The sequence below is a fragment of the Mycolicibacterium tusciae genome (assembly GCF_002086795.1).
GTDB lineage: Bacteria > Actinomycetota > Actinomycetes > Mycobacteriales > Mycobacteriaceae > Mycobacterium > Mycobacterium tusciae.
Window position 1 is genome coordinate 126,039 of the sequence record NZ_MVIM01000013.1, and the last position, 16,788, is coordinate 142,826.

The following is a 16,788-nucleotide window of genomic DNA, read 5'->3' on the forward strand; positions in this document are numbered from 1 at the left end:
GGCTCAGAGCCGGCGCGCGCGCAAGCCGTTGAGGAACGGGCAACCCATCAGAACCCTGAGCGCCTGGGACAGACCGCTGACGTCGTCGACCGGCTTCGCGAAGGGCAGCCGAACGTCGTGGTCGCCGTCATCGCCCTCGATACGCAGCTGGACACCATAGCGATCCAGACCGAGGGGACGGACGCGTCCGCGGCGCAGCGAGCTGGGCAGTCGGCTGGCCAACCGGTCGACCACCTCGCGGTGCGCGGACTCCATGTGCTGCAGCCAGCACGACTCCATCGCGCAGAACGGGTCGGGACGTGCACCCAGCAGCGCGCTCAACCCGACGGATTCGGCCCCGGTGGAATCGGCGACGACAACGGAGTCGATCTCGAGCCTCATCAACGCGTAGCGGGTGTCCTTCTCGGAGTCGGTGGGTCCCGAGTTCACCTGGAGCAAGGCGGGATTCGGATCCTCTGCGGCGATGAGGTCGAGCAGCGCGGAGACCTCGCCGGAGGGGACGTCGTGCAGGCGGCCGCGGATCCACACCAGTGACCGCACCGGTTCGCGCAGCGGCAGCGGGGCGTAGTCGGTCATCTCCAGCACCGCCTGAACACCGGCCGCACCCGCCGAAACCGCCATGTGAGCGACGGCGCCGTCGATCGGAACGGTGATCGCGAACGAACCGTCGTCGAGCAGGTGGTGCACCGGAGATTCGGCGGGTTCCAGCCCTTCGACCGCCAGCATCGCCCCGCCGGCCCGTGCGAATGCGCTGCGGATGCGCTCGGCCGTCGTCGGTGTGGCTTTGGTCTCCAGCTCTGTCATGGCCAACCTCCCGTAGATAAGGTGAGCCTAACTTAACTACGGCGCCTGCGGACGCGCAAGGCTTACGCGCAGCGGAACGGGATTACCGAGGTGAACCGATAGGGTTGGATCGTGACCCGTATCGCATATCTCGGACCCGAAGGGACCTTCACCGAGGCGGCCTTGCGCGGCATGGTCGAGGCTCAACTCGTCCCCTTGACCGAGTTCGAATGGTTTCCGACGAGCAGCCCCGCTGCCGCGCTGGAAATGGTGCGATCCGCAGACGCCGCCTTCGCGTGCGTGCCGATCGAGAACTCGATCGACGGTTCCGTGCTCCCGACACTGGACAGTCTGGCGACCGGTTCGCCACTACAGATCTTCGCCGAATACACCCTCGACATCGCCTTCACGATCGCGGCGCGCAGCGGCGTGGCCGATCCCGCCACGATCGCTGCGTTTCCGGTGGCGCGCGCCCAGGTCGCGAAGTGGGTCGCGAAGAACTATCCCGACGCTGAATTCCAGGCTGCGAACTCCAACGCCGCGGCGGCCGTCGACGTCGCCGAAGGCCGCGCCGATGCCGCCGTCACCACCGCGCTCGCCGCGCAACGCCACGGTCTGGACGTGCTCGCCGCCGGTGTCGTCGACGAACCCAACGCACGCACCCGGTTCGTCCTCGCGGGACCGGTGGGCCCACCACCGCGGCGGACCAACGCCGACCGCACATCGGTGGTGCTGCGGCTCGCCAACGTTCCCGGGGCACTCGCGTCGGCGCTCGGGGAGTTCGCCGCCCGCGACATCGACCTGACCCGCATCGAATCGCGGCCAACCCGAACCGAACTGGGTACCTACATCTTCTTCCTCGACTGCGTCGGTCACGTCGACGATGCGCCGGTCGCCGAGGCACTCAAGGCTTTGGTCGAACGTTGTGTGGATGTGCGATATCTCGGTTCGTGGCCGATGGGCTCGGCCACACGGACGCAGGTGCGGGAGGACCAAGTGCGGGAGGAAGAAGGGTGAGTGGACGGCTGGTGCTGGTCCGGCACGGACAGTCACACGCCAACGTCGAGCGTCGGCTCGACACCAGGCCGCCGGGGGCGGAACTGACCGATCTCGGGCGCGACCAGGCCCGGACATTCGCGCGCGGACTCACCGACAAACCCGGCCTCATCGCGCATTCGATCGCGGTGCGGGCCTCGCAGACCGCACGTGAGATCGCCGGCGAACTCGGCGTGGACACCCACGAGCTGGAGGGGATCCACGAGGTTCAAGTGGGCCACCTCGAAGATCGTCACGACGACGCGGCCATCGAGGAGTTCAACAGCATCTACCAGCGATGGCACGAGGGCCATGTCGACCTGTCGCTGCCCGCCGGGGAGACGGCCAGCCAGGTGCTTGAGCGCTACCTGCCGGTCGTCACCCAGTTGCGCATCCGCTACCTCGACGACGATTCGTTCTCCGGCGACATCGTCGTGGTCAGTCACGGCGCCGCGATCCGGCTGGCCTCGGCCGTGCTGGCCGGCGTCCACAGCAGCTTCGCCCTCGACCACCACCTGGGCAATACGGAGGCGGTGGTGCTGGCGCCGATCACCGATGGACGATGGAGCTGTGTGCAGTGGGGAACGATACTGCCGCCGTTCTATCCCGAGTCCGACGTCGATCCCGTTCGGGACGCACTCGAGTCGGCCGACCCGATGGGCTGAGCGCCTCAGATCGCCTTCGTGATGGAGGCGTCGCGGGCGCACGGGCAGCCGACGGCCTCGCAGTCGATCGCGAAACCGTGCACCACTTCAGGAGTATGGCAGTCCGGCTCGGTGCATTCGGTACGGGCCAGTGCGTGGTGGATGACGGTGCCATGGCAGTGCTCGACCCCAGCCACACAGGCACGGCACCGGCTGCTCATGTGCCCAGTTTCTCGCGCGAGCGCACGCATATGCGCCAACAGCGCGGCGTGTCGGCGGGCTAACCCCAGCCGAGTTCGTGCAGACGATCGTCGTCGATGCCGAAGTGGTGGGCGATCTCGTGGATGACGGTGACGGCCACCTCGTCGACGACCTCCGCCTCGGTGTCGCAGAAGTCCAGCAGGGCACCGCGGTAGATCGTGATGGTGTCCGGTAGCGATCCCGCGGCATACCAGCTGTCCCGCTCGGTCAGCGCAACTCCCTCGTAGAGCCCCAACAGGTCGGGTTCGTCGGCGTTGCGGTCCTCGACGAGGACGACGACGTTGTCGATCGCCTTCGTCAGCTCTTGGGGGATCAGGTCGAGCGCGTCGGAAACCAGCTCGTCAAACCGTTGCGGGCTCATCCGCACGGTCACGCGGCTACGGCACCGGTGCAGGCGGCGGAGGAGGTACCACCGGCGGCGGTGGTGGCGCACCGGGCGGCGGGGGCGGCGCGTTGAGGAAGGTGTTGCCGGGCGCGGCGGGGTCCGTCGTCGGCGCAGGCGTTTCGGTGGCCTGCGCGGAGCCCGGCATGTGCTGGGTCTGGTCGCCGTAATCGGAGTCGTCCGTGGTCGACGACGACGAGGACGAGGAGGACGACGAAGACGAGGACGACTCTTCGGGCTCGTCGGGCATGGGGATCGGCGGGAAGTTCAGCCGCTCCTCAGGGATGTCCGGCGGCGGCACCGGCGGCTGACCGTTGATCATCAACGGCCCCTTGGCGCTGTTGAGAAGCGTTGACCAGCCGCCGTTTCCGAGGGTCGCCCCGATACTGCACGAGACCTGGCGGCTGCCCGCCGACCACGTCGGCAGCGAGATCGTGCTGTAGATGAGGGTCAGGGTGGTGCTGCGAAGTTGGATGGGCGCCAGGTAGGCGTCCGTCATCCGGGTGCACGCGTCCTTGATGAAGCTGTCCTGCTCGGACTCGGGGGGCAGGCCGGCCGGGAACTTCTCGGCCAGGTTCACCGCGCCGGTGACCTCCATCGCGTGCGGTGCTGCGCAGTCGATCGGAATGTCGGTGGGCTGATTGGTCGACGGGTCGATACCGAGGCACGTGCCAGCCGGCCACACCTTCGACTGGTCGATGTCGGCGACCTTGCCCTTGAACGCCAACTGCTGGTTGTTGGGGCCGGGCAGCTGCATCCCGCAGAGCATCCGCCGCTCGCCGGACTGCTTCCACGCCTTGTCGCCGGACCACAGCATGCTGATGGTGAAACGGCTGTTCGGGTCGAAGTCGGTGCCCAGGTAGTGCTTGACCGCGGCCGAGCACTGCTCCTGGCTGATCTGCTGGATCCGGGCGGTCGACGGCGGCGCCGCGTCGGGCCCGTACTCGCTGCCGGGGAACGTCCGCATGTCCACCGATTCGGCGACCTCGAAGCGGTGCTCGTCCTTGCAGTCGACGATCTCCGCGGCATCGGGCGTGCGGTCGGGCCAGTTGAGGCAGTCGCCGGCCTTCGCGTGCTTGAAGGTGTCGTTGCCGCGGGGCCCCAGTGAAATGGTGCTCGCCGTCAGGCCCGAGCTTTCGGTCTGTGGAATCGCGGTGATCAAACCGGCGATGAGCAGGCCGCCGAGCGCGGTCAGCAGCAGTGCGCGGCGGGTCGAGGCCGCCTGCAGGCTGCGCCACCAAGGCGCCCGCGACGACGGCCGGCCTGCCTCGTCATCGTGCGGGTATTCCAGGGTGGGTGCTTCAGACATCTGCTCCATTGTGACAGGCGTGTCGGGCCCTGTGACAAGTGATGCAGTTGTAACGTTACGAGGTTGTGGCTGGGGCACCGACCTCGGCTGTTCCCCACCGGCCGCCAAAAGTAGTGTTGCGCCCGTGATCGACCTCAAACTGCTGCGCGACAACCCCGACGTGGTGCGCGCATCGCAACGCGCCCGCGGAGAAGATCCTGGCCTCGTCGATGCCCTCCTCGACGCCGATGCCGCGCGGCGGTCCGCGGTGTCGTCCGGCGACAATCTGCGCGCCGAGCAGAAGACGGCCAGTAAGAAGGTCGGCAAGGCGTCGGCGGACGAGCGGCCCGCGCTGCTGGCGGCGGCCAAGGAGCTGGCCGACAAAGTCAAGGCCGCCGAAGCCGAGCAGAGCCAGGCCGAAGCGGCGTTCACCGCGGCGCACATGGCCATCGCGAACGTGATCATCGACGGTGTCCCCGCCGGCGGTGAGGACGACTTCGTGGTGCTGGAGACCGTCGGCGAACCCCGCACCATCGACAACCCGAAGGACCATGTCGAGCTCGGCGAGTCGCTGGGGCTCATCGACCTCGAGCGCGGGGCCAAGGTGTCCGGCGCGCGGTTCTACTTCTTGACCGGCGCGGGAGCACTGCTGCAGCTCGGTCTGCTGCAGCTGGCCGCGCGGCTGGCCCAGGACAACGGTTTCACGCTGATGGTGCCTCCGGTGCTGGTGCGCCCAGAGATCATGGCGGGCACCGGCTTTCTCGGTGCGCACGCCGAGGAGGTCTACCGCCTGGAGGCAGACGATCTGTACCTGGTCGGTACGTCGGAGGTGGCCCTGGCCGGTTATCACGCCGACGAGATTCTCGATCTGTCCGACGGCCCGCTGCGCTACGCGGGGTGGTCGACGTGCTTCCGACGCGAGGCGGGCAGCCACGGTAAGGACACCCGCGGCATCATCCGGGTGCACCAGTTCGACAAGGTCGAGGGCTTCATCTACTGCAAGCCGGACGAGGCCGAGGCCGAACACCAGCGGCTGCTCGGCTGGGAGCGCGAGATGCTGGCGAAGATCGATGTCCCATATCGCGTGATCGACATTGCTGCAGGGGATCTGGGCTCGTCGGCCGCGCGCAAGTTCGACTGCGAAGCGTGGGTCCCGACGCAGCAGACGTACCGGGAGCTGACCTCCACGTCGAACTGCACCACGTTTCAGGCGCGCCGTCTTTCGGTGCGCTACCGCGACGAGAACGGCAAGCCCCAGACCGCGGCCACCCTCAACGGCACGCTGGCCACGACGCGCTGGCTGGTGGCGATCCTGGAGAATCACCAGCAGCCCGACGGCAGCGTGCGGGTGCCAGAAGCCTTGGTGCCCTTTGTCGGAACCGAAGTGCTCGAGCCCAAATCGTAGGGTCTCAGCGCCGCTCGGCGCTGTGCGTCAGAACGTAGGCGGTCAGTACGTCGACCAGTGCGCGCCGGTCCCTGGACGTATCCAGCGGCTGTGACGAAATAATCTGTGCCACAACAATTCCCCGAAGACATGCCCAGATGTGGTTGCCGATCTCCTTGGCGTGCCTGGGGTCCAGGCCCGCGCCGAGGTGTCGGCCGAGTTCGGTGAGCTGACGCATGGTGTCCGCCAGCCGCTTGTTGACCGCATCGTCGCGGCCCGAACGTGTGGCGACCAGGATCTCGATGGCCGCCATCGACGTCGGGCTCGAGAACGCCGACCACGCCGCGTCGACGACCACCTGCGTGCGTTGTTCGATAGCAAGGTCGGCGGTGGTGTCGGGTACCGCGGCGAGAATCTCGGTGAGCTGGCGGAAACCTTCGTCGACGACCGCGATGAGGAGTCCGTTCAGATCGCCGAAGTGGTACTGCACCACTCCCCAGGTCACCCCGGCGCGCTCGGTGATGCGACGAACGCTGGGCGCGGCGAAGCCCTCGTCGAGGATGTAGCGGACGGTTTCGTCGATCACCATCTGCCGGGTCCGCTCGGCGCGCAGCTGGTTACCCCCTGGGGGACGCCGCGGTTGGACTGCACCTGCCATGGACAGACCTCACCACATGACACCGCGGATGTGATCCAGCGGCCGGAAGTCGTGAGCGGCGAGAATTCCGGCGGGTGCCCGGCACACCGCTTCGATGGCGTTGATCGGTCGCGCTGCGGTGGCGATCACGCCGCCCTGGTTGTGGTCCGTCCCGCCGAGGCCGACATGGGTGTTGATCTCGATACCGGGGTCGCCTTCCACGACAACGCGATGGACTCCCGGGCGACCGTCCGGCGGGACGGCCCAGTGCGGAGCGGCGACTTCGGTCAATCGGTTCACGTGTTCCATGGTGATGACGACTTCGCCGTTGCGGATGCCTTCGACACCGAAGCGCACGGCCGCGACCTTGCCCACCTCGACGTCCATCATCGTGCACGAGATCGGTTCGGGCGTACTCCATTTCTCGTGACGTTCGCGTACCTCGTCGAGTTCCACTCCGAGGTCCGCGGCGAGGCTGCGCACCTGGATTCCCCACATCGACTCCAGCACGCCCGGCATGAAGAGGATCGGTTGGTGCTCCGGTTGGGTGCCGAAACCGAAGGTGACGCCGGTGAATTCGGCGTCGTCGTAGGTGGCGTAGTCGCAGATCTCCTGAACGGTGATCGAGTCGGCGCGACCGGCCAGGCTCAGCGCCGTGTACACGAGCGTATCGCCGGAGTAACCGGGATCGATCCCGTTGATGTACAGCGTCGAATTGCCCTGCCGGCAAGCCTCTTCGAGAGGTTGCCGCAGCCATTCGTCGGTGAACTCCGGCGCGACCAGCCAGACGAAAGACGATCCGACGACGTTGGTTCCGGCGCGCAGGAAGCGCGCGATGTCTTCGGCCGCCTCTGCCGCACGGGTCTCGGCCTGCGAGGTGTAGACCACACAATCGGCGCCGAGCGCCAAGAGCGCGTCGATGTCGTCGGTGGCGATCACACCGGTCGACTCGACGCGCCCGCACAGCTCCGCTGCGTCCCGACCGATCTTGTCGGCGCTGGCCGCGTGCAGGCCCACCAACTCGAGATCCGGGCGTTCGATGATCGTGCGCAGTGCGTGTACGCCCACATTGCCGGTGGAGAACTGGATGATGCGCCGTGTCATTCTCGGTGTCCTCGCGTCCTTACAGCAGATCGGTGATGGTCTTGAGCCCTGCGTCGTACAGCACCCCGGGCAGCATCCCGCCGTCGATCTCGATCGTCGTTCCGTTGACGAAATCGGCTGTGCCGGAGGCGAGGAAGACGCAGGTGCGTCCGACTTCGGCCGGCTCGCCGCCACGGCGCATCGGGACGTTGACGAAATATTCGGCCCCGGTGGGATCGTCCTTGGGCAGGACGAACGACCGGAAGTTCTCGGTGATCGTCGGTCCGAGGGCGACGCAGTTGACCCGGACCGCGGGACCCCACTCCTGAGCTAGTGAGCGGGTCATCTGGTTCAGCCCCGCCTTCGCGGCCCCGTAGGACACCAGGGTCGGCGATCCCGCGGGATGGCCGGCTCCGCTGGACACGTTGATGATGCAACCGGTTCCGTCCTGGGTCTTCATCTGCCGGTACGCGCGAATCGCGAACCAAAGCGGGCTGATGAGATTCATCTGAACGGCGAATGCGTGAAAGAGAGCGCTGCGCTCGTAGTCGTCGTCGCTGGCCGGGGCGCCCTGGATACGCGACACCAACGCCGGAACCTCGTCGACCGACGGCGACGGTACGGTGCCACCCGCGTTGTTGACCAGGATGTCCAACCGGCCGAAGCGATCCACCACGCGCTGGACGAATGCGTCGATGGCCGTGTAATCGGCTTGGTCACAGACCATTTGGTCGGATCGCCGCGCCCAGTCGGGGTTCTCCTGCGTGCCCGGCATCGCGTCGAGCGCCGACCGCGAGCAGCCGATTACCGTGGCGCCGGCCCGCAGCAGCTCGTGCGCGATACCCACCCCGACGCCGCGGCTGGTCCCGGTGACAATGGCCACCTTGCCATCGAGTTCGCCCACCTTCGTCTCCATTCCCGACTTCGACCTCGAAAAGACATTACAGATGTAATGTTTTTGTGCAAGAGCGAGTCGAGGGAGAAGCCAATGGCGCAGCAGCAATCGGACAAGAGGTACCGCGTCGCGGTGTGGGCCACCGGCGGGGTGGGGCGCTACGCCATCCGGACGATCATGGACCGGCCCAACCTTGAACTCGCCGGGGCGTGGGTGCATTCGGAGGCCAAGGACGGCCAGGATGTCGGGGTGTTGGCAGGCCTCGATCCGGTCGGCGTCACGGCCACCCGCGACGTCGATGCGCTGCTGGCCTCGGGTGTGGATTGCGTGATGTACGCCGCGCCCGCCGGCCCCCGGCCGGCGGAGGCGCTCGCCGATTTCTGCCGCATCCTGTCGTCGGGTACCAACGTCGTCACCACATCGTTGCCCGGCCTCGTCTACGAAAAGGGCTCGCTCTCAAAGCGCTTCCTCGATCCGATCCGCGAAGCGACAGCCGCCGGCCGCAGCTCGATCTTCTCGTCGGGCATCGAACCGGGCTTCGGCTGCGACCTCTTCCCGATAGCGCTGATGACGATGTCGCACAAGGTGTATGCGGTACGCGGTATCGAGATCACGAACTACTCGGACTATCCCGTCGAGTGGGATGTCCGCGAGTTGTTCGGGTTCGGTCAGCCGCTCGACTATCAGGGCGGTTTGAAGCAGCCGGGGGTCCTGAGGTGGGGTTGGGGCGCGGCGATCACGATGGTCGCCGACGCACTCGGTGTCCAGTTCGACGAGATCCGTGAGACGTGTGAATTCCTTCCGACCCCGCGCGATCTGCACACCGCGTGCGGTCTCATCCCGGCAGGCACGGTCGGCGCCACGTACGCCAAGTGCATCGGGGTCGTCGATGGTGAGGAGGTGGTCAGCCTCGAGCATGTCGACCGGATGGCCGACGATCTGGCACCGGACTGGCCGACGGGTCGAACCGGAGCCACCGACGGTATCTGGCGGGTGCTCATCGACGGTGAGCCGTCGTTCGACGGTGAGTTCGAAGTGGGTCACCGCGACGGCGAAAGCGCAAGCGACCATGGACTACTCGCCACCGGCATGCGCGCGGTCAACGCGATTCCCTGGGTGTGCGAGGCCGCGCCGGGCATTGTCGACGCGTTGCATTTGCCCCTCACCTCGGCGATCGGCGCATTGCATCCGCACCGCGACGGCGTGCCTGCGTTCTAGCGTTCCAGCAGTTCGTCGAGCTTGGCCAGGAACTCCGTCGGCCGCTGCGGTGTGAACGCCGGGTTGGTGCGCGCGCCGGCGACATCGAGGGTGACTAGCGTGGATTTGATCGGTCGCCAGACGTCCAGCGGCAGCCACCGACTGAGGCTCGAACTGCCCCACAGCCGGAACCGCTCGTTGAGGAAGCTCAGCGATTCGGCCTTGTAGCCGCGGACATCGCGCAGCAGGATGATCTTCGAGGTGCCCGACGGGAAGTGGTAGCGGCGCAGGGTGATCGCCTCGCGGTCTAGCTGGATGAGGCCGTCGTCGTAGTACTGGTGCGGCCCTGTCACGACTGCGTCCCCTCGCGGGCCGAGCGCAGTTCGTGTCCCTTGGTCGTCAGGCATCGGCCGTTCTCGAGGTTCCACTGCCAACCGTGCAGGTTGCACGTCAATGTGGAGCCCTCGACCACGCCGAACTTCGACAGGTCGGCCTTCAGGTGTGGACAACGTCGTTGAATCTCCCATCCGTCCAACGTGATCGACGCGGTGTCGTCGTGCGCCTCGGCGAACCAGCCGTCGGCATAGGCGATGCGTTCGTCGGTCAGGCACTTGAAGAACGTGTAGAGGTACTCGTTGTAGCCACCCACACGCCACGCCGTGAACCTGGTGGACAGGAAGATGGTGTTGACCCAGTCGGGCTCGTTGTCCCGCAGCACCGTGCGTACGAGTTCCGGCGCGATAGCGAAGCCGTACCGGAACTTCTCGTCCGGAATCGGTTCGCGGACCGCTCGTTTCGGGAAGTCCAGCACGACGCATTCATCGTGGCCGCCACCGCGAAGGCGCAGTTCCACCGGATAGCCGATGCCGTCGCAGATCTGGTCGCTCTGCAGCATGATCGGCTCGAAGAGCGCGCGCAGCGGCTCGAGCAACGGTTCGCCGGCAGCGGGCGCCCAGGTGGCCTTCTCCGCGGCCAGCACCGGTGCCATCCGTTCGGCGAAGTCGGCGATGTAGGCGGCCTTACCGGTGGTGAAGATGGCCTGCACCTCGTCGTCGGGTAGCGGGTGGACGAGCGAATTCATCTGTGCGCCAGCGAAATCTGCTGTCGTCCCGGGCATCATCAGCAGGCCGCCATGGTGGCCGTTGGCTTGCATCTGGTCCAGGAACACCACCTGGTCGGGAAAGATGTTGGCGGGGTCCCCATGGTCGTCGTTGAGGTCGCGCAGCGCGGGGTCGAGGAAGCACGGCGGACCTGCAGACGGGATCACCCACGTCGCCCCGACCTGCGCGATGTATTGGCGGCACCGGTCCATCTGCCGCTGCCGCTTCTGGGTGCCGAACGCCTCCTTGGCGCGGGCGGGCATGTCGTAGACCATCGGGTACCAGATGGCCCCCGAGTACTGCAGCATGTGGACGTCGACGGCGCCGAAGTCGGCGTGCACCACGTCGAGGTCCACCGGTCGGGCGTCGTTCATGTTGAAGCAGACCGTCTCGCCGTCGTCGAGCACCAGGCCGGAGTCTCCGATGGGACCGTCCGCGGGCGCGCGCAGCGAGATGATCATCACATCGAGGTCGCCCTTGGGGCCGCTGACCCGGTGCTTGACAGAATCCGTCGTTTCGAAGAACCGGTGAAATCCGAGCTTTTCCAGTTCGCGGCGCAAATCCGGTACCGGGAAGTCGGGCAGCAGCACCACAGCGTCCTTGTTGACGTGGGCGCTCAGGTTCTTCGCGTCGAAGTGGTCGGCGTGCAGATGCGACACGTACAGGTAGTCGCAGTCACCGAGGGCACGCCAGTCCAGCTGGCTGTTGTCGGGGAACGGGAACCACGACGCGAAGTACGCCGGGTTGACCCACGGATCACACAAGACGCTTCCGGCGTTCGTATCTATCCGGAAGCCTGCATGTCCGACGCTGGTGACCTGCACTGATGCCCTTTCCCGCTACCGCATGTGCGGCATCAAGACTAGCCGGACGCAAACGGGTGCCGCAGATACACGGGTTCGGTGAGACGCGTCACGCGACTAGGCTGCCGTATGTGGAGCCGGTTTACGGAACAGTCATCCAACTCGCCAGGCTGCTCTGGCGCTTTCAGGGTCTGACGTTCACCGTCACCGGTGTCGAGCACCTGCCCGCCGAAGGCGGCGCGGTCATCGCCATCAACCACACCGGCTACCTGGACTTCACGTTCGCCGGCTTGCCCGCCTACCGGCAGAAGCGCGGCCGCAAGGTGCGGTTCATGGCGAAGAAGGAAGTCTTCGACAACAAGATCACGGGCCCGATCATGCGCAGCCTGCGCCACATCGAGGTGGACCGTGACAGCGGTGCCGCGTCCTTCGACGAGGCCTGCCGCAAGCTCAAGGAAGGCGAGCTGGTGGGCGTCTACCCCGAGGCCACAATCAGCCGCAGCTTCGAGATCAAGGACTTCAAGTCCGGTGCGGCGCGCATGGCGATCGCCGCCGACGTGCCGATCATCCCGCACATCGTGTGGGGCGCGCAGCGCGTCTGGACCAAGGGGCACCCCAAGAACATGCGGCGGCCCAAGGTGCCCATCGCCGTGGCGGTGGGGGAGCCGATCTATCCGACGCTGCCGCCTGCCGAACTGACCGCGCTGCTGCATTCGCGGATGCAACATCTGCTCGAACGGGTCCAGGACGACTACGGGCCGTACCCACCGGGTGAGTTCTGGGTTCCGCACCGCCTTGGTGGCGGAGCGCCGACGCTGGCCGAGGCGAACCGGATGGACGCCGAGGAGGCTGTCCAGAAAGCGGCCCGCCGTGAACAGCGGGGTCCCGCGGGAGCGCCGGGGTAGCGCGCATGGAGCCGGTTTTCCGCGCATTGGAGATTGCCGTCAGCATGGCGAACAGGGCGATCGGGACACGGATCACCTATCTCGGGCTGGAGAACATTCCGGCCCACGGCGGCGCGGTCGTCGCGATCAACCACACCAGCTATATCGATTGGTATCCATCTGCGCTCGCGGCCTACCAGGTTCGCCGGCGGCTGCGATTCATGATCAAATCCGAAATGCAACAGGTCAAGGTCGTCAACTTCCTGATCAAGCACTCCAAGACGATCCCGGTGGACCGCGGCGCCGGGGGCGAGGCCTACGCCGTGGCCGTCGAACGACTACGGGCCGGTGAGCTCGTCGCCGTCTACCCGGAGGCCACCATCAGCCGCAGTTTCGAGCTCAAGGAGTTCAAGTCCGGGGCCGCGCGGATGGCGCGTGACGCGCAGGTGCCGATCATCCCGATGATCGTGTGGGGTGCGCAGCGTATGTGGACCAAGGACCACCCGCGGAACATGGGCCGCAAGAAGATTCCGATCACGGTGGCAATCGGCCCGCATGTCCAGGCCGCGGCGACGGTCGATGAAACCAGCTCCGCGATGCGGGAGGCGATGAACACGCTGCTGCACACTGTGCAGGAGAACTACCCGCGGCCACCGGGTGCCTACTGGGTGCCGCACCGCCTCGGTGGTTCGGCGCCGACGATGGACGAAGCCAAGGCGCTCGAGGAAGCGGAGCTCGTTGAACGGGCGCGCAAACGGGCAGAGCGAGAGACGAAAAGCCGCCGGTGACCCTGCCCCGCCTGGTTGCCTCCGACGTGGACGGCACGCTGCTCACCGATGACGACGTCGACGCCATCTCCGACCGCACTCGCGCCGCGGTTCTGGCGGCCGTGGACTCCGGAACCCAGTTCGTGCTGGCGACGGGACGTCCGCCGCGCTGGATCTCACCGGTCGTCGATGCCCTGGGTTTTGCGCCGATGGCGGTGTGCGCCAACGGCGCTGTGATCTACGACCCGGCAACGGATCGCATCGTGTCGGCGCGCACGCTGTCCGCTGACCTGCTCGGCGAGCTCGCCGAGATCGCGACCCGAGTCATTCCCGGCGCCGGCCTGGCCGTTGAGCGGGTGGGCCGCAGTGCACACGACGCCGCCACCCCGCAGTTCGTCAGCTCACCGGGTTACGAGCACGCGTGGCTGAACCCCGACAACACCGAGGTGTCGATCGACGACCTGCTGAGTGCGCCCGCGATCAAGCTGCTCATCCGCAAGGTGGGGGCACGCAGTGCGGACATGGCTGAGGTGTTGTCGAAACATGTTGGGCTGCAAGGCGATATCACCTATTCGACCAACAACGGGCTGATCGAGATCATGCCGCTGGGTATCAGCAAGGCGACCGGAATCGCCGAGGTGGCAGAACCATTGGGTATCACAGCCGAAGAGGTGGTCACCTTCGGCGATATGCCCAACGATGTGCCGATGCTGGCATGGGCCGGGCTCGGGGTCGCGATGGGCAACGCGCATCCGGAGGCGCTCGCCGCGGCCGACGAGGTCACCGCGACGAACGCCGACGACGGGGTGGCGCGGGTGCTCGAGCGCTGGTGGTGGTGACTCAGGCGGGGCTGATGGGCGGCGTGAACCGCTCCAGCTGAATCGGAGTCTTGGCGGTATCGGCCTTGGGCAGTTCGGTGGGAACGCCGTCGATGACGCGGGTGACGGTGCCGTTCTGGCGGTCGAAGTTCAGCGTGCCGTGCTGAAAGTTCTGCACGATCCACTGCGGCTCGTGGATTTCGCCGCTCGTCGGCAGGCCCAGTGCGCCGCGCTCGAAGCCGAGTGCGCCCCACGCCTTGTAGATCTCGCCGGTGACCGGTTCGGCCCCGCTGGTCGGCGACCAGTAGATCGCGCCGCGCTCGAAGTTCGCGTACCGAGTCGGGCCCTCCCCCGACGCCTCCGGCGACCGCGGTGCGCCGAGAGCACCGTTGGGGCCGCCCATCGACTCCCAGCGCATGAAGATCGCACCGCCGCGCAGCGTGTCCGCGAGATCGGCCGGACCCGGGGGCCTGTTGAAGCGTGCCGCGATGTCCCGGATCTGGCCCATCGCGGCATACGCAGCATTGCCCGGGCATTCGGTGATGCCGACGTCGCGATGGGTGAAGATGGTCGGCAGTGTCGGGGTGGCGCCGAACGGGAACTTGGCGAACGAGCCGCCGGCAGAGGCGAGTATCACCGTGCCCTTGGGGTTGATGCGATCGAGGCCGAGGCGCCATCCGAGCAGTCGGCCCGTGTTCTCCAACTGGATCTGTGTCGGCGCCGCCTGGTCGAAGTTGCCCAGCATCGCCACACCCCAGGTGTCGCGGTTGAAACCACCGGTGTGGGCGCCCTCGACGGGCTTGTCGACGCCGCCCGCGCGCCCTTCGAAGACCTGGCCGTACTTGTCGACCATCGCGTTGTAGGCAATGTCGCACCAGCCCAACGTGCGGGTGTGGTACTCGTAGATCGACCGGATGATGCCGGCCGAATCCGTTGGCGCGTAGTCGTTACTGCCTGCGGTGTGGTGGACGATTCCGGCTCGGATCCCCTTGTCGTACACAGGGTTTCCGCATCGCATCCCCTCGTCGGCGCCCCACCCCGCGCGGTTGATGATCTGTGGCGGCGATCCCGGCGCTGTGACCGCCGAAGGCCGTGGCAACGTATCCACCGGCGCCTCCGGCGGGCTGATCAGCACGGCGTTGATGTTCTGGGGCAACGGCTGCTCGACGTTGGCAGGCACGTAGCCCAGCTGGGGCCGATTGTCGGCGGGCCTGGGCGGCTTCGGCGATTGCGCCGACCGGGTGACCGCGATCTGCACGGTCGTCGTGCGGCCGACGAAGACCGGTTCCGTGCCGTCGGGGGCGCCCGGCGTCGGGTTGTCTGGTCCGAGGCCCTCCATGGCTTCCGCCTCGTACCAGGGGCCCCAGCTGCCGTCGGGTTTCTTGGCGCGGATCCGGGCCGACGTGCCGGCGAGGTCGCCTCCCTTTTCCGAGGTCAGCGCGACCAGCGAGAAGGGGGTGGCCTGGTGGATCTCGCGAATGGTCTCCCCGCCGCCGAGACCGGTCAGCGGCTGCTGGGCGAGCTGTGGAGCACGGGCTTGCGGGTCGTCATCGCCGACACCGGGGATTCCGTAGATCGCCATCGGGAGAACGACTGCCGTCGCCGCAACGGCGGTGAACAGCATCGACGGCAGCGGGCGGCGATACAGCACGGACTGATGTTACGTATGTGTCAGTTGTTACCAATGATGCGACACGCGCCAACGCGTACCAATTGGCGCCGAATCCACACGCAACGGCACCGCAGAGCCCGGGGGAAGGCTTCTGCGGTGCCGTTCGGTGACAGGTCTTAAGCGCCGGCGCCCGTCGAGGCTCCCGCCGCTGCGGCCGGGGCCGCCGGAGCCGCGGCTGCGGGGGCCGCACCTGCGACTGCCGGGGCACCCGCAGGCTTGGCCGCCGACATGATCGCGGGCATCACCATGCCCTTGAGTAGGTCGATCGCCTGACCGGCGCCGAGCTGGTTGGCCATGCTCGACAGGTCGCCGATGATGCCGCTGCTGCCGCCGCCGGTGCTCGCCGGCATGGTCGCCAGCGAGGGGTCACCCAGGATCGGGTACATGCCCGCGCCGGGATCCAGCCCGATCGGCGCCGAGATCGGCACCTCGCCGGGGGCGGGCAGGGCGCTGGTGGCGAGCGGTGCCAGCGCCGGATCGGTGAGCGACGCGGCCGGCGTGGTCAGGCCGCCGGCGTCAGCCGTCGGGCTGGTCAGACCCGGGCTGGACAGCGACGGACTCGTCAGTGAAGGGTTGGCCAACGCCGGATCGGTCAACGACGGACCGGTCGCGGTGAGACCGGGGACGGTCGCGCTCGGGACGTCAAGACCGGGTGTGGTCAGCCCCGGTGTGGTCAACCCCGGCGTGGTCAGACCCGGCGTGGTCAGGCCCGGTGTGGTCAGCCCCGGCGTGGTGAGACCGGGGGTGGTGAGGGCAGGCGAGGTCAAGCCCGGTGAGGTCAGCGTCGTCGGCGCGCTCGCGCCGGTACCCGTCAGCACACCCGTGGGCATGGGCGGCAGGTTGATGCCGAACTGCGAGAGACCCTGTGACAGCGCTGACATCAGTTCGTTGGGCAGGTCGGTGATCGTCGCGGCCTGGACGAACTCGCGCTTCTGGGGCTGCGGATCGATGCTCGCGGACAATTCGGATACGGCGACTACAGCGGCTGGACTCGCGACTGCCAGGGCGGCGACTGCGCTCATGGCTGTCGAGAGCCTGCGTCGACGTCGGTTCGGCACGGAAGTCTCCTCAATATATGGACTACGTCTGGCTAGGTATTCGTACGCGTTCGACGGTACTGGTGTGACTGGTGAGACTGAAGTGACGATACGGAAT

The 16,788-nt window shown here is 67.1% G+C and carries 17 protein-coding genes and 1 pseudogene; 7 read left to right on the top strand and 11 right to left on the bottom strand.

Features of this window, described 5'->3' with window-relative positions:
* Positions 1-3: 3 nt before the first annotated feature.
* Positions 4-804, bottom strand: coding sequence for a DUF2470 domain-containing protein (locus BST47_RS21910; RefSeq protein ID WP_083127754.1), 801 nt, complete (start codon positions 802-804; stop codon positions 4-6).
* Between the two features lie 111 nt (positions 805-915).
* Between BST47_RS21910 and pheA the strand changes: the two are divergent.
* Both pheA and BST47_RS21920 read left to right on the top strand, forming a co-directional pair.
* Positions 916-1,752, top strand: a pseudogene (gene pheA, locus BST47_RS21915) (prephenate dehydratase); the annotation flags it as partial.
* Between the two features lie 44 nt (positions 1,753-1,796).
* Positions 1,797-2,483: a histidine phosphatase family protein gene (locus tag BST47_RS21920; RefSeq protein WP_083127756.1), complete on the top strand. Its 687-nt coding sequence runs from the start codon at positions 1,797-1,799 to the stop codon at positions 2,481-2,483.
* A gap of 5 nt (positions 2,484-2,488) precedes the next feature.
* Here BST47_RS21920 and BST47_RS21925 read toward each other — a convergent pair whose 3' ends face one another.
* Genes BST47_RS21925 through BST47_RS21935 form a run of 3 tightly spaced genes read right to left on the bottom strand, consistent with a single transcriptional unit; the run spans position 2,489 to position 4,423 of the window.
* Complete coding sequence (locus BST47_RS21925; protein WP_083127757.1) at positions 2,489-2,683, bottom strand: hypothetical protein; 195 nt, start codon at positions 2,681-2,683, stop codon at positions 2,489-2,491.
* Positions 2,684-2,742: 59 nt separating this feature from the next.
* Positions 2,743-3,084: a metallopeptidase family protein gene (locus BST47_RS21930; RefSeq protein WP_207568662.1), complete on the bottom strand. Its 342-nt coding sequence runs from the start codon at positions 3,082-3,084 to the stop codon at positions 2,743-2,745.
* 16 nt (positions 3,085-3,100) lie between these two features.
* Entirely contained in the window at positions 3,101-4,423 is a 1,323-nt protein-coding gene (locus tag BST47_RS21935) for a septum formation family protein (protein WP_083127759.1), read from the bottom strand.
* Positions 4,424-4,538: 115 nt separating this feature from the next.
* Here BST47_RS21935 and serS point away from each other — a divergent pair, with 115 nt between their 5' ends.
* Positions 4,539-5,798, top strand: a complete 1,260-nt coding sequence (gene serS / locus BST47_RS21940) for a serine--tRNA ligase (protein ID WP_083127760.1) — start codon at positions 4,539-4,541, stop codon at positions 5,796-5,798.
* Between the two features lie 4 nt (positions 5,799-5,802).
* Here the strand turns inward: serS and BST47_RS21945 are convergent, their stop codons facing one another.
* The 3 genes from BST47_RS21945 to BST47_RS21955 are packed head-to-tail and all read right to left on the bottom strand — an operon-like array spanning position 5,803 to position 8,401.
* Positions 5,803-6,435, bottom strand: a complete 633-nt coding sequence (locus BST47_RS21945) for a TetR/AcrR family transcriptional regulator (RefSeq protein ID WP_083127761.1) — start codon at positions 6,433-6,435, stop codon at positions 5,803-5,805.
* A gap of 9 nt (positions 6,436-6,444) precedes the next feature.
* Positions 6,445-7,518: an NAD(P)H-dependent amine dehydrogenase family protein gene (locus BST47_RS21950; RefSeq protein ID WP_083127762.1), complete on the bottom strand. Its 1,074-nt coding sequence runs from the start codon at positions 7,516-7,518 to the stop codon at positions 6,445-6,447.
* Positions 7,519-7,537: 19 nt separating this feature from the next.
* The gene (locus BST47_RS21955; RefSeq protein ID WP_207568657.1) at positions 7,538-8,401 is read right to left on the bottom strand and encodes an SDR family NAD(P)-dependent oxidoreductase; all 864 of its coding nucleotides are present in this window, start codon (positions 8,399-8,401) and stop codon (positions 7,538-7,540) included.
* Between the two features lie 84 nt (positions 8,402-8,485).
* Here BST47_RS21955 and BST47_RS21960 point away from each other — a divergent pair, with 84 nt between their 5' ends.
* Entirely contained in the window at positions 8,486-9,610 is a 1,125-nt protein-coding gene (locus BST47_RS21960; RefSeq protein ID WP_083127764.1) for an NAD(P)H-dependent amine dehydrogenase family protein, read from the top strand.
* Here BST47_RS21960 and BST47_RS21965 read toward each other — a convergent pair.
* Together BST47_RS21965 and BST47_RS21970 are read right to left on the bottom strand one after the other, a co-directional pair.
* Complete coding sequence (locus BST47_RS21965; protein WP_083127765.1) at positions 9,607-9,942, bottom strand: hypothetical protein; 336 nt, start codon at positions 9,940-9,942, stop codon at positions 9,607-9,609. The genes BST47_RS21960 and BST47_RS21965 overlap by 4 nt on opposite strands.
* On the bottom strand, positions 9,939-11,513 hold the full coding sequence (locus BST47_RS21970; RefSeq protein ID WP_083127766.1) for an MBL fold metallo-hydrolase: 1,575 nt from the start codon (positions 11,511-11,513) through the stop codon (positions 9,939-9,941). Before BST47_RS21970 ends, BST47_RS21965 begins: the two co-directional genes overlap by 4 nt.
* A 110-nt stretch (positions 11,514-11,623) precedes the next feature.
* Between BST47_RS21970 and BST47_RS21975 the strand changes: the two genes are divergently transcribed.
* The 3 genes from BST47_RS21975 to BST47_RS21985 are packed head-to-tail and all read left to right on the top strand — an operon-like array spanning position 11,624 to position 13,982.
* On the top strand, positions 11,624-12,397 hold the full coding sequence (locus BST47_RS21975; RefSeq protein WP_083127767.1) for a lysophospholipid acyltransferase family protein: 774 nt from the start codon (positions 11,624-11,626) through the stop codon (positions 12,395-12,397).
* A gap of 5 nt (positions 12,398-12,402) precedes the next feature.
* Positions 12,403-13,164 carry a lysophospholipid acyltransferase family protein gene (locus tag BST47_RS21980; RefSeq protein ID WP_083127768.1) on the top strand — a complete coding sequence of 254 codons (762 nt, stop codon included), beginning with the start codon at positions 12,403-12,405 and terminating at the stop codon, positions 13,162-13,164.
* Positions 13,161-13,982 carry a Cof-type HAD-IIB family hydrolase gene (locus BST47_RS21985; protein ID WP_083127769.1) on the top strand — a complete coding sequence of 274 codons (822 nt, stop codon included), beginning with the start codon at positions 13,161-13,163 and terminating at the stop codon, positions 13,980-13,982. The genes BST47_RS21980 and BST47_RS21985 overlap by 4 nt, the downstream gene beginning before the upstream one ends.
* A gap of 1 nt (position 13,983) precedes the next feature.
* Here BST47_RS21985 and BST47_RS21990 read toward each other — a convergent pair whose 3' ends face one another.
* Together BST47_RS21990 and BST47_RS21995 are read right to left on the bottom strand one after the other, a co-directional pair.
* On the bottom strand, positions 13,984-15,585 hold the full coding sequence (locus BST47_RS21990) for an N-acetylmuramoyl-L-alanine amidase (protein WP_083127799.1): 1,602 nt from the start codon (positions 15,583-15,585) through the stop codon (positions 13,984-13,986).
* A 164-nt stretch (positions 15,586-15,749) separates the two neighbouring features.
* Positions 15,750-16,691: a hypothetical protein gene (locus tag BST47_RS21995; protein ID WP_083127770.1), complete on the bottom strand. Its 942-nt coding sequence runs from the start codon at positions 16,689-16,691 to the stop codon at positions 15,750-15,752.
* Positions 16,692-16,788: the final 97 nt, after the last annotated feature.

Bases quoted from the DNA above. Each gene is read 5' to 3' on its own strand.
- BST47_RS21950 (WP_083127762.1), bottom strand. From the start codon at position 7,518: ATGACACGGCGCATCATCCAGTTCTCCACCGGCAATGTGGGCGTACAC.
- BST47_RS21945 (WP_083127761.1), bottom strand. From the start codon at position 6,435: ATGGCAGGTGCAGTCCAACCGCGGCGTCCCCCAGGGGGTAACCAGCTG.
- BST47_RS21960 (WP_083127764.1), top strand. From the start codon at position 8,486: ATGGCGCAGCAGCAATCGGACAAGAGGTACCGCGTCGCGGTGTGGGCC.
- BST47_RS21930 (WP_207568662.1), bottom strand. From the start codon at position 3,084: ATGAGCCCGCAACGGTTTGACGAGCTGGTTTCCGACGCGCTCGACCTG.
- BST47_RS21935 (WP_083127759.1), bottom strand. From the start codon at position 4,423: ATGGAGCAGATGTCTGAAGCACCCACCCTGGAATACCCGCACGATGAC.
- BST47_RS21925 (WP_083127757.1), bottom strand. From the start codon at position 2,683: ATGAGCAGCCGGTGCCGTGCCTGTGTGGCTGGGGTCGAGCACTGCCAT.
- BST47_RS21910 (WP_083127754.1), bottom strand. From the start codon at position 804: ATGACAGAGCTGGAGACCAAAGCCACACCGACGACGGCCGAGCGCATC.
- BST47_RS21990 (WP_083127799.1), bottom strand. From the start codon at position 15,585: ATGCTGTTCACCGCCGTTGCGGCGACGGCAGTCGTTCTCCCGATGGCG.
- BST47_RS21980 (WP_083127768.1), top strand. From the start codon at position 12,403: ATGGAGCCGGTTTTCCGCGCATTGGAGATTGCCGTCAGCATGGCGAAC.